Annotated in this window: 7 protein-coding genes; 2 read left to right on the top strand and 5 right to left on the bottom strand. The window is 34.6% G+C overall.

The genetic code is table 11. From position 1 onward, the window contains the following. Nucleotides 1-12: 12 nt before the first annotated feature. The 3 genes from AC0C45_RS25790 to AC0C45_RS25780 all read right to left on the bottom strand — a co-directional run bounded on the left by AC0C45_RS25790 (nucleotide 13) and on the right by AC0C45_RS25780 (nucleotide 2474). A complete protein-coding gene (locus AC0C45_RS25790; RefSeq protein WP_472929009.1) occupies nucleotides 13-810 on the bottom strand; it encodes a substrate-binding periplasmic protein in 798 nt (265 codons plus the stop codon). A gap of 161 nt (nucleotides 811-971) precedes the next feature. Then, the gene (locus AC0C45_RS25785) at nucleotides 972-1157 is read right to left on the bottom strand and encodes a YitT family protein (RefSeq protein WP_472929008.1); all 186 of its coding nucleotides are present in this window, start codon (nucleotides 1155-1157) and stop codon (nucleotides 972-974) included. A gap of 303 nt (nucleotides 1158-1460) precedes the next feature. Next, a complete protein-coding gene (locus AC0C45_RS25780; RefSeq protein WP_472929007.1) occupies nucleotides 1461-2474 on the bottom strand; it encodes an SIS domain-containing protein in 1014 nt (337 codons plus the stop codon). A gap of 832 nt (nucleotides 2475-3306) precedes the next feature. On the opposite strand from AC0C45_RS25780, the gene AC0C45_RS25775 reads away from it, so the two are divergent. Beyond that, nucleotides 3307-6633: a glycosyltransferase gene (locus AC0C45_RS25775; RefSeq protein WP_472929006.1), complete on the top strand. Its 3327-nt coding sequence runs from the start codon at nucleotides 3307-3309 to the stop codon at nucleotides 6631-6633. A gap of 62 nt (nucleotides 6634-6695) precedes the next feature. After that, nucleotides 6696-7778, top strand: coding sequence for a glycosyl hydrolase family 18 protein (locus AC0C45_RS25770; RefSeq protein ID WP_472929005.1), 1083 nt, complete (start codon nucleotides 6696-6698; stop codon nucleotides 7776-7778). 1103 nt (nucleotides 7779-8881) lie between these two features. Here the strand turns inward: AC0C45_RS25770 and AC0C45_RS25765 are convergent. Both AC0C45_RS25765 and AC0C45_RS25760 read right to left on the bottom strand, forming a co-directional pair. Continuing rightward, nucleotides 8882-9994, bottom strand: coding sequence for a polysaccharide deacetylase family protein (locus AC0C45_RS25765; protein WP_472929004.1), 1113 nt, complete (start codon nucleotides 9992-9994; stop codon nucleotides 8882-8884). 963 nt (nucleotides 9995-10957) lie between these two features. After that, nucleotides 10958-13030 (bottom strand): ArnT family glycosyltransferase, encoded by a 2073-nt coding sequence (locus AC0C45_RS25760; protein WP_472929037.1) that lies wholly within the window; start codon nucleotides 13028-13030, stop codon nucleotides 10958-10960. Nucleotides 13031-13484 lie beyond the last annotated feature (454 nt).

Genomic DNA, 13484 nt, shown 5'->3' with positions numbered 1-13484 from the left:
CCTCCCTCTTCATTAATTAAAGTCCCAATTCACACCCCATTTTTTATAAATATCTTTAAGAGTGCCATCAGCTTTCATTTCTTGAATTGCTTTGTTGAATTTTTTTACTAGTTCAGGACGATCTTTAGATACGCCTATTCCAACTTTCCCTGTAAGAGAAGGAACATACCCGTCAACAATTCGATACTTCATATTAGGATTTTTAGCTTTAAAATAACTAAAAGTAGGAGCGTCTGCTAAAGCTGCATCTATACGGTTTGTCTGAATATCTTTTAGTAAATCGGATAGTGTTTGGTAAGTCTTCACTTTTATATTTAAATCTTTATTCTCTTTTTCTAGCATATCTTTAAATGACGTCCCCATTTGAACACCGATAACTTTTCCTTTTAAGTCCTTCAATGATTTTGTCGTTTTGTCACCTTCTGGTACAATAAGGCCTTCACCAAAGCCAAACACGGGATCTGTAAAGTTAATTTGTTTTTTTCTTTCGTCAGTAATATACATAGCATCAGCAATAACATCTGCCTTACCGGATTGTAAAGAAGGAATAAGCGAATTCCATTCTCCAGTTGATATTTGAGTTTTTACATCTGATCTCTTCGCTACTTCATTAACAATATCGATGATAAAACCTTCAATTTTATTCGTTTTTGGGTTTGTAGCATTAAATGGATATCCTCCAGCTGTAGTTATTACTTTAATTTCCTTATCATTTTTTGAAGCTTCTCCACTAGTTGATGTATTTTTTCCACATCCCACTATCCCAATAAGTAAAATAAGAGTCACACATACTATTAGAACTTTTTTCATTACAAACTTCCCCCTATATTAAAGATGTTCTTACTTATTAATCGCCTACAACCTGACAGTAATATTGTTTGATAATAATGAAAATTCCTAAAATTATAAAGATAGGGTTATCATATCACAGAAAAATCAAAATGGTATATACCAAATAAAATTTATTTAGACTACCATTTCAATTTCAATTTCCCAAACGTTTTCTTAGATAGATGATAAAAAATTGCACAAATTCCCCCCAGCCCGCCAGCTAGTAAACTTGAAGGTGTTAGTAAACAATTGGTTCCAAAAGCAAATAGAAAACAACCTACTGTAATTCCTGCTAGTTCATAAGTAATCTGATACTTACGAGCCACAATAAAACATCCTTTCACACATTCTCTCGGATTATCTTCTGTTAACTCTTCATTAACTTTAAATTCATGATGCCCTAGGTCTAATGAATGGATGTTAAAGGGAAATTATTTTATAATCAATACTTTTCCAAAAACTTTCTTTCATCAGACACATCTATTTGTACGTTTAAAAACTTTAAATTTCCAGAAAAGTATTGACGTATGTAGTAGTTATTGATTCTTTTATTACTAAAATCTGTAGTTTAAGAAACTCACTTGAGGAGAACGCTTACATCTTATATTCTCCTCAAGTTTAACTAATTCTTAATAAGCTACAGTACGGTAATACCTTCTTTTATCTAAGGAGTGATTGCGCTTATCTTCTAGGTGAACACTTACTCGTTGAAGTAGACTTCCTAAAACCAGTGGAGGGAAATATTGACGAAATTCTGGACTAATCCCTTCAAGCGTATAATCTTTAGTATCAAAAATCGTAAGCTTGTCTGTATATTTCTCAGCAAAACGCTCTACTCTATCAGCTAATGGTCTCGTTGCATCTTCCCCTTTAAGTAAGATAATACTCGTGTCTCTTTCAACCAGCTCAATTGTTCCGTGGAAAAATTCTGCTGCATGTACGGACTTCGTACGAATCCATTGCATCTCTTCCAATACGCACATACTATATGCATAAGTTCTTCCCCATGCTGTTCCAGATCCAATTAACATATGATAATCTTCATCCTTATATTTGTTTGCAAATTCTTTAGCCTTTTCTTCCGCCTGTTCTTTTACTGAAATTAGATTTTCAGGCATTTTTTCTAACTCTGATACAAATTTATCGTATTTTAGGAATTCTCCGTTATTATGCATTAGTCTGAAGATAATCATATACATTTGAAGATTTATTGAATCTGCAGCATAGTCGTTTTCTGCGTAGTTAGCTATCGGATAATCTACGATGTTAGCTAATGGTGTATCCATTTCTCCTACTAATCCAATAGTAGTTGCTCCTCTTTCCTTACAATATTGTGCTGCTTCAACAGTCTCTTCTGTCGTACCAGATAGAGAAGAGAGAATAACAACTGAATTTTTATCAAATTGCTTATGACTCTGTAGCATAAATTCAGAAGCAATTTCAGCGTAAGCAGGAATAGTTGAAGTAGAATTCCATATGTATTCAAATGGATACATAATAGCAATAGAACCCCCTGATCCAATAAGGAATAAGTTTTTAAATTCTTTTTTTGAAACTTCATCCATTTTCTTTTCTATTTCTGCTCTTAATAAAATTGCTCCATTTGTTACTTTTAAGTAGTTCTGTGGGTTAAACTTTAACATTTAGCAATCTCTCCTCATAATTTTTAAGTTAGCTACTCAATGGTATATACCATTGAGTATAAAAAATATAATGGTATATACCATTTGTAATTTAGATTATATCACGCAATATTGTGAGATTCAATATAAATATTAAAAAATTCTGATAATTTAAATAACAATCATTCCATTAAGACCGTTGGTAATTTGATTTTCAATTTTTTTACAAAATCCTTAAAAGTATACTTTGTAGAAAAATTGTTGGTTTTTCTACAAAAATTGATAAATGATAACGTGATTTTTAATAAAGTATGTTTATATTTACTTAATGAAATGATAGAAATTCTTATTTTTTTCTTAGAAGTTAGGTTAAAACCTTTAGTTAAATACCTCTTACTATATACAAGTCTTTCTTTATTCTTCCTTCTGCTTCTTATCCTCTATATGTTTGGAGATATCCAAAGCTATAATGACAGGACATTCTTAAGTTTACTTATACCAACAGATAAACTAAAAAGGAAGGTTATCTCCCAAAATAAGATGTCTTCCTTTTTGTATAAGTTTCGCTAAAAGACCATTTTTTCCAAAAAACAGTAAATACATTTTTAATTCTTCATATTTAGTTAAAACAGAGCTATGGTTTATCATCCCCTCAAGGAATTTACTGAAGTTTATAATTTTAAGCTAACTTTCAGTTTATATTCATCATAAATTCATTTTCAATTTACATACTAGATTACTAGTGAGACAAATTGGTAACATCCCCACATGAAATATTTTTTCATTTCACTTACTTTAAAATTTCATTATTGAAAATTAAAGTAAGATTTATTTATAAAATCAAGGAGTGGTAATGCTGTTTAGGGAATTTGCTCAGAAATTACGTAAGTATAGACTATTAAAAAAATTGAAAGGAGTTCCACCAAAGAATTTTGTCTTCCAAGATCTTTCTGGGAAACGTTGGAGTATTATTAGGATAGTTACAGTTATAATTATGATATTTTTTATTGTAGTTAGTTCAGTGATTGCGGTAAGTTTATTTAAAAATCCAGACTTATCTGCACTAAAATTAGAAGAAGATAATGTTATTCCAATTAATGAACAACTGGCATCTTCGAGCCAAGTTTCATCTAAACTGAGTTTGAATGAAAAAGATGCTGTTTCTGAAATAAGTAAAGACAATATATATGGTTTTTATCAAAAGGATGACGATTACAGTAAGTCTTCTTTAAAAGAAAATATTGATTCTCTTGGTGTAGTAATGCCTGACTGGTACTACTTAAGATCTAACAAAACTGTTAAAAAAACTACGGAAAAGGACATCGATGAGTTAGCTAAAGAGAATAATGTGAAAATTATGCCCCGACTCAGTTTACAAAATACCTCGGATCTAAAAATGTTTCATGAGTTAATTAGCTCCTCTAAGTCGCGTACAGCATTCATTAAGTCTTTGTATCAGCAAGTAAAAAGTGACCATTATGATGGGATCAATATGGATCTTAGAGATATGAGTGAGGAAGACAAAGTTCTTTTGACCTCTTTTATGTCTGAGTTGTATAAACTGTTTCATTCTAACGATCTTCAAGTCATTTTAACTGTAACGCCAGATAATGGAGCTTATGATTATTCTGCTCTTTCAGGAACAGTTGATCGAATGATTGTCATGCTTTTTGATGAACATTCTGAAACTACTGAACCGGGATCAGTTGCCTCTGCTAGTTGGTCTCAAAAAGTAATAAATGAATTACCTGTCCCTCCCGAAAAGTTAATTGTTTGTTTAGCAAACTTTGGGTATGACTGGACAGTAGATAGTAAAGAATCAGGCAAATATTTAACATATACGGAAATAATGGAAAAGGCTTCTGAATCAAATTTGAAAATTCAATGGGATCAAACTAGCAGAAGTCCTTATCTAAGATACATGCAAGATAATAAAGAACATATTATTTGGTTTTTAGATGCTGTAACATCCTATAACCAATTAAAAATAGCAATGGAACAAGGAATAAAAGGACTGGCTATCCAAAGTCTCGGTTACGAAGAGATGAATATATGGGACTTACTAAAAAGTAATACCTCCATAGAAAATAACGTTAAAAAACTGGAAACTATAGAGAATTTAACTCCAATTGACTTTAAAGGAAAAGGGGAAGTTATAAAAGTATCTCCAGAATCTGAAGTAGGATCCCGAAATATTAAAGTAGATACAAATGGTTTTATTAATCTTGAGACATATGAGAAATATCCGATTCCTTATTATATTGAAAGGTTTGGAGGATTAGAAAGTAAGAAAATAGCCTTTACATTTGACGATGGACCAGATCCAACCTTTACGCCTCAAGTACTTAATATTTTAAGCGAGAAAAATGTGAAGGGAACTTTTTTTGTTTTAGGAAAACAAGCTGCTCTTTATCCTGAAATTGTTGAACGAATATATAAAGAAGGTCATACAATCGGTAATCATACTTTTAGCCACTCTGATATAAAAAAGGACAATTCTTTAACTTTACAAGTAGAATTAAATTCTACCCAAAGGCTTATTGAACAAATTACAGGTCATTCTACAACTCTGCTTCGCCCACCTTATACTACTGATGCTGATTATTCTGAAGACGAACTTCAATCAGTATTTCAGTTTCAGAATATGGGCTATACAATGGTTGGTTCCTTAATTGACAGTAGGGACTGGGAATCAAAATCGAGCGATGAGATAGTTAAACGGGTGACAGAGACAAATCTTAAAAATGGAGATATTATTTTGCTTCATGATGCTGGAGGCAATCGATCTACTACAATCGAAGCTCTTCCTAAAATCATTGACACTCTTCGCGAAAAAGGCTACACATTTGTCACACCTAGTGAATTAGTAGAAAAAAATCGTGACGATGTCATGCCAAAAGTACAAGAAAGCTCAAGCCTATATATGACTTTCTATAAACTAGCTGATACTTTATATATTTTCTTCTCGAAGTTCGGAACTTGGTTCTTTGCTACTGCTATTGTTATAGGTATTATACGTTTGCTGTTCCTTTTATTCTTTAGTTTTAAACATAAACGTAACTATGAGAATAGGAGAAGAAGAGAAGGATTTAACCCGTCGGTTACTGTCATTCTTCCTGCTTATAATGAAGAAAGTGTAATTGAAAATACAGTTCATTCTATCTTAAAAAGTGACTATACTAATTTTGAGCTTATTATTGTTGATGATGGTTCTACCGACCAGACAGCTAATGTGGTTAAGAAGGTGTTTTATAATGATTCTAGAGTCCGTCTTATTACCAAACAAAATGGCGGGAAGTCCTCAGCTATCAATACAGGATTTACAGAGTCTAACGGTGAAATTATTGTCATTTTTGATGCTGACACTTCCATTGCTTCTAATGCAATATCGTTACTTGTTAATAACTTTGATAATGAGCAAGTAGCAGCTGTGGCAGGGAACGTTAAAATAGGAAATATACGAAATCTTTTAACCTTATGGCAACATGTAGAGTATGTAACAGGTTGTAACCTTGAAAGACGTTCTTTTGATGAACTGAATTGTATTACGGTTGTACCAGGGGCTATAGGTGCTTGGCGTAAAAGAGCCGTGGCAGAGGTTGGATATTTTGAAGAAGATACGTTAGCAGAAGATACAGATGTTACATTGAAGCTATTACGTAAAGGATATCGTATTACGTATGAACCAAATGCCTATGCTTATACGGAAGCTCCAGAAAACTTGACAAGCTTTATCAAACAACGCTTTCGCTGGTCTTATGGAATTTTACAGTGTCTATGGAAACATCGAGGAGCTTTATTCAATCCAAAGCAAAAAACATTAGGATTTATTGGCTTGCCAAATATGTGGTTACAATATGTATTACAGGCACTCGCGCCTTTAGCTGACCTAATTTTTATTATCGGTTTGTTTGGAGATATGCCTAAAATTCTTACTTTTTATGCAGGATTTCTAGCTATAGATTTATTGACTACATTTTATTCATTTAAATTAGAAAAAGTGAAGACAAAACCTATATTGTTATTATTTGTGCAGCGTATTGTTTACCGTTACTTTTTGACATATACAGTATGGAAATCAATCATATTTGCCTTAAAAGGTATTCTTGTAGGATGGAATAAACTAAAGCGTTCAGGAAATGTTAAGCTCCCTGAAAAAGAAATAGAAAAAGGCGCCTAAACATAAACAATTAATAAATGCGCTTTTATAAGCCCAACAGGTGGAGGAGAGAAACCAATAAAATGAAAATGAAGAAAGTGTACCTCTTACTTGCAATCACCTTAGCATGCGCCTTTATTTTTTATGAAGTAAAGGCAGCTCCAGATAAGAATGACAAGTTTGTTATGTCTTATCTTTATGACGGTGATATTAGTGACCAGCTTCAAAGTATTAAACAAACTAAGGGGACCTTAGATGAAGTTTCCCCTCCCTACTTTAAGTTGAATTCTGGTGGTACACTACAAGTGTCCGAACTTATTAGCTCTAAATTTATAGAAGAAATGCACAAAGAATCTATTAAAGTTGTACCGTTTATAAGCGATGATTGGAACGAAGAATATGCTAAAGCCGCATTGAAAAACAAAGAAGAACTCACTTCTCAGATTTCTGATATGGTTGAACGATATGATCTTGACGGAATCAATGTCGATATTGAGCATGTTACCGAAGGGGAAAGGGAAAATTATAATAAGTTAGTAAAACTTCTAAAGGAGAAATTACCTAAAGAAAAAGAAGTTTCTGTGGCAGTAGCTGCAAATCCTGAAGGGTGGAACATTGGATGGCAAGGCGCTTATGATTATACTACATTAGCTCAATACAGTGATTATCTAATGTTAATGGCATATGATGAACATTCGGTTAATCACGAAACTTCTGGACCGGTAGCAAGTCTCCCTTTTGTAGAAAAAACAATTAAATATGCTTTGTCACAGAAAGTACCGTCTCAAAAAATTGTTTTAGGGATCCCTTTTTATGGGAGGCTTTGGAATGATGAAGGGACGGTCCGAGGTATTGATGTTCCGATTAAAAATGTAGCTGCTCTTATAAAAAAATATGATGGAGATATTGTTTACAATAAGAAATATCAGTCACCCATGGCTACATTTACTATTAAAACGAGTGATGATTTGAGTACAGTAAATGGGACAAAACTTCCTCCCGGAACTTACACACTATGGTATGAAAATGAAAAATCTATTAAAGCAAAGCTCCAATTAATAAAGAAATACAACCTGAAAGGAACTGGAACATGGAGTTTAGGTAAGGAGACTGCCCATACATGGGACTATTATAAACAATCACTAAACGCATCAACTAAAGAATAAGAGGAATATTTAAATATAGCAATTTTTAAATTCATATAAACTGAAAAAAGACCGTAAAATAATTTTCAAGAATTATTTTATAGTCTTTTTTTTCTTTGGATTAAGAAGCTCTTGAAGCTTCCTAATTAATAATTCTTCGGTTTACTTATAAAGCTAGAAAATCTTATCATTAAATCTTTTTTCTAATTGTTGTTTCACTATTTTTTTTTCCCATTCAGGATAGTCATGATTTAAAATCCAGTGAAGTTGATGGTAATCCATAAATAACGTTAGTTGCTGAAAAACTTTCTTTCTCCAAGTATTAGAGTACATAAATTATCTTTCTATCCTCCCCTTCTAGAAAATAGCTTATTGATCTCTCACTTGTAACATTTTACAGATCGAAAATCTTTTTTATTTTTGGTACTCAGAAACAATTGCATATCACAATAAGGCCAAGTGAAGTATCCTTTTGACTGTATATAGACATAGGTCGCTATTTCCTCAGGTTTAAAAACATCCAATTTTATCCCACAATGAATCCAAACATCATTCTTTATGTTTATTATTAATACCATTCTCCTACTTATTGCGTTTAGATAAATTCTAGTACATAAGATAAATATGGTCAATTTAACTTTTTTGGGTAATTTATCTAATCAGTTTAGAAAGTCCTTTTTGTTGGAGAACTATTGGGTTTAGTAGTAAAAGATATATTTATCTTTATGCATCTTAAAATACACAACATCTCTTGCTATTTACAAGCTTTTCTTTATTCCTACTTGTCATTTACATACCTTACATAAATGGGGATATCGAGGAATATTTCACTGCAAAACTATTTTTGTGAGAACTTTCACAAGTGTAACATGTGCGCTTTTAATACATTTTCTTCTTATTGGAAATTAGGAAATCGTTGGTATATCAAGGATGTTCGGTTTACAAGTAACGAAAGGGAATATTCAAGATTATATTGAGAATTATACCGGGACTATCCGTAGAGGGAATAAAAGATACAAAAGGAAAAGCAGAAAGAAACTCTTCGTCCAATGAGACAGAGAGCTTCTTTCTTATTGGAACTTTTTTTACAATACCCTAGTAGTACGTTCAAAGCTGTATTCCCTTCATTTAGTTTGATTTGCTAACAGGGTTTGTAGTGTAACAAATTTATAGCCCTTTTTCTGTAATTCATCAATAATTTTGGGTAGTGCTTCTACTGTACCATCTAAAAGACGAGCTTCTGATTGAAAGTTATGTTGTAAAATGATCCCCCCAGGTGTTATATCACGCTGAACAGTTGAGAGTATTTCCTTACTTGATAAGCCACTCCAGTCAAGGGTATCAACAGACCATAGAATATTTCTCATCCCCATCTCATTAAGAACTGAAATATCTGACTTGGTAAGAGCCCCGTATGGCGGACGGAATAAATCAGGCTTCCTTCCAGTTACTCTCTGCAATTCATTTTGTGTAAAGCGAATTTCATCTCTCACTTTAGTAGTCCACATACGTTTAAGTTCAGGATGATTCCATGTATGATTTGCAATCCCATGACCTTCCACAGCAATGCGTTTCATTTCATTAGGAAATGCCTTTATTTGTTTACCAAGTACAAAAAAAGTAGCCGGTACTCCTTTTTCTTTTAACACATCTAAAATTTGTGGGGTATAGTGGCTTTCCGGACCATCATCAAAGGTTAAAGCAACAAGCTTTTCTGTTGTATTTACAGACTTAATCATGTTTGATTTAAAAGGAATGGTCGTTGTAATAAATGTATGAGCTAGTTTAGCATCATACCTCACTTTCATTCCTAACTTGTTTGCAACATTCACTAAAGGTACGAAAGGCTCTCCACCGAAATCAATTGTTGCTACAGGCAGAGACTGTCGCTGCCAGTTTCCTGTCTTCTTTACATAGTCATCGGAATATTTTTTCCCGACAGGTAACGCAAACTTTGTCTCTCTTAGTTGAAATACAACAGAACGATATTCTTCATTCCAATCAACATGTGCCCCTGTATTTTTCAGAAAAAGAGCCGGTACAAGCAGATGACCTTCTCTCATAATGTAGATTGTGCGGATCGGTTGATTATCAATATAAATGTCTGCCTCCGGTAATTTAGACTCTTGAGCATAAACAGGTATAGGAATAAGTGAAAGAAAAAAATAGACGATAAGACACAAGGTAAGAAAACAGAATTTCTTCATATAAGCAAAGAAAAAGAATTTGATCTTCATGATCTTTTGGCCCCCTTTTTAAAAAAATTTTTGATTTATACATCGGTTTTATTTTGGTTTTTTCACTCTTTTTTTATGTATAAATCAGGTAGTCACGATAAAATGAACGCAATATATGATTATAAGTCGGTTTTCCGGTTATATGAACAAGAAGAAAAGCTTTATTAAAAGAAAAATCTGTCAAAGATAGCTGAAACGTTTGAGAAAGTGGAAAGAGAAAGAAGAAGCACCTAGAACAGTGGTCTTAAATGTGAGTCAAAAGGGATGATAATACAACAATAACTAAATGAACGTTAATGCTTAATCATGACTAGATTAAACAAAAAAGACCAAGGAACCTATCCCTGACCTTTCTGCCAAAATCATTTCAATATACTGAAAACATCTCTAATTACGATAGATATAGTAATAGCTTTTTCTTGGGTATAACCTCAGAATATCCTATAGAAAGGAATGAATTACTTTTCGATTTCATCATTCCTTGTAGCCCCCTCATTCTTATAAGCATTAAATTTAAATTTTCAATTAGTAGATGGGTGAGCTTTTGATGATGCAACAACCTTTTCAGTCCACATAATCTCCTCGATGTTGCTGATTCCAAGCCAAAGCGAAATTAATTAACGTTTAATCCATTGTTCTGCAGCTTCGCAGACAGGATAGCTGGAATGGCGGCTAAGGTATGAACGTTTATAAATATATATAAGGTTATAAGCGTTGTATTTTCAACTCTTTTTACGACTTAGAGTAAACGGTTCATTACGTTACTTTGAGTAATCTGCATTACCTTCTATTTTAGATGTTGGGACATCTTTTAATCTCTCGTCCATACAAGGCTTATGATGCCTTTGTTCAATTTATTCCATTAGCGATGCTTGATTCCATGATTCATGATATTGAAACCTAGTCTTATATCCAAAAATAAAGCCCATGGGAATCAAATTCCCATGAGCTTTCATCAATTGACTACAATTCAACTTTGTAAAGTGTCTGCTGCTGTCCCCCGCCTGGGCCACCATTCACGCCTGATTGTATTCTGCTATTTATATTACTTGTGGAGCTGCTGTATTCATCAGAAGAAACCTTAGTACCGTTTTCTTTGATCCATGAGACAAGCTCACTATTACCTGAGTTGTCACCACTTAGAAGGAAGTATTTCACTTTCCCTTCTTTGATGAGTTTTTTGAGCTTGGTTACTGACAGAATCGGGTCGGTGCCGTTGAATCCACCGAGCGCCATGACAGATTCCTCAGTGTTGATAATATACGGTGCAGCTGTTACCGTTGTAAGCGTAGCGAACAAGTACTCTTCGCCCGTATTATGTTCTTGAAGGTATGAAAGCAATTCTGTATCCACTTCTGAGCTGAACATTCCCCCGCCACCAGTTGAGCTTTTTAGCTGTGGACCTGACTCAGGGAGAACACTATTGCCACCGTAAAGAAGGGGCGTTGCCGACCAGTAAACTGGTACGAAGAGAAGCGCACACAGACTGATAATGGTGAGCTGTTTTCCGAATGGATGATTGCGCTTGAGCGTGAACAACACGATTGTAAGAACAATCCCTACAATCCCGAGTAGGTACATCCATGAGCTACCAATCTGATCTATATAATTACTTAAAATATAAACTTGAAATGCAGCTGTGACTGAAACGGCTGCAGGCAGCAGATAGCTTGCCCAGTCTTTATGATTCTTGTATAAATCATACATTGCATACCACCCGATTCCGGAAAGTGCCGCAATCGGGGGTGCGAGCATAATCAGATAATAGTGATGGAAAAAACCAGCGATGCTGAAAAAACCAGCTACAGGTACGAGCCATGCAGTCCAAAAAAGGGTTTCTTTTATTTCGTTTGCTTTTCCATCGCGATTACGGAACCAGCTGATAATAATACCTAAAAGACCAAATAGCGCGAATGGAAGCATCCAGCTGATTTGTCCAGAAAGTGCTGACTGGAAGAGTCGCAACGGTCCGGCGTTTCCGGTGCCGAACATGTTCATACTTTGTCCGCCTCCGTTTGGACCACCTTTACTGCCGCCATTTTGCGATGGTGGTCCACCTCCGCCATCATTAGTAGAACCATTTTGCCCAGAAGGTGCCTGTGGTGGCTGATTGTTGCTACCAAATGGATTATGCCCATCCTGCTTCTGGGCATTATGATCAGAAACAAAATTTTGACTTGGCGCTTGCATACCACTGCCGTTTGGCATGTTTCCACCATGCCCGGAACCCATATCAGCACGTGAATTACCTGTTTTTTGACCAAGAAGACGCTCAGTCCCGTTATAGCCAAATGCTAGTTCGAGAACTGAGTTTTTCTGACTACTTCCTATATATGGACGGCTATCCGACGAGATGTAGTCAACTACGAGTGCCCATGATAACGATAGGCTTGCAAGAACGACAAGTGAGATAATAAGGGAGATAATTTTTTTCTTTAAAGTAATTTGAGAAGCTATTAGGTAGAACAGAAGAAATGCAGGCAGCACCATAAATGCCTGAAGCATTTTCATATTGAATGCAAGCCCAATCATCCCAAATGCTACCAATAACCAGATGGTTTTACCCTGTTTGACTGCCTTCATCAAGCACCAGGAGCCAAACAATAGAGTGAAGACAAGCATGCTGTCAATGTTGTTTGTCCGACTAACAGCTACAGCGATTGGTGTTACCGCCATCACAAGGGCAGCGATGCGTGCCGGGCCTTTGCCAAAAGTCGGTTTGACCATTACATAGAGAAGAAATACGGACCCTATCCCTGCAAGTGCCTGCGGAATGATGACACTCCACGTATGCACTCCAAAGATCCACGCAAAGATAGTTTGAATCCATAAAACGAGAGGTGGCTTATCAACCGATACGAATCCCGAAGGGTCAAATGAAGCATAGAAGAAATTATGGAAACTTTGCGTCATACTTTTAACAGCTGCCAAATAATATTGGTTGGCAGAATCATCCTGCCAAATATTATATGTATTTAAAAAAAGTCCGATTAGCAAAATACATATAAGTACTAAATCAATTTTTTTGTTTTTAATGTTCATAGAATGCCCCTTTTTTCTTTCTTTTTAGTAAATACAAATAGTCTTTGTTCCAATAAATTTATTACTGTAACGAGTATGCCTCAGTTTACCAAGCATATATGAACTAATTATGAACAAAAAGGAGAATAAAAAGGCTCCTTGAACAGTCTCTAACCCTGGTGCAAAATGTTGAAAAGATACAACAGTTTGCTAGCCAAGGTCGTACGCTAGGGGTTTATACTATTATTGTGAACAGCGTCCAGATGCTGATTTATTGAATTCAGCGCTAAAGGAAATTTAAGGATAAGAATCTCTGTAAGGAAGGCAGATGTCACTAGTGCGAAAATAGATGGAATGATTTAGGCAGAAGAAATTGATGGAGCAGCCAGGGGTGCATGAAAATTAAATCGATGAAGTCAAAGAGTTTTAAGTTTATTTATTAGTGGAAGAATCCTGAAAGGAAATACTC

This window comes from Priestia sp. VA7 (assembly GCF_055710015.1).
The sequence above is the reverse complement of the archived record's forward strand: the minus strand, read 5'-3'. Positions and strand labels throughout refer to the sequence as shown.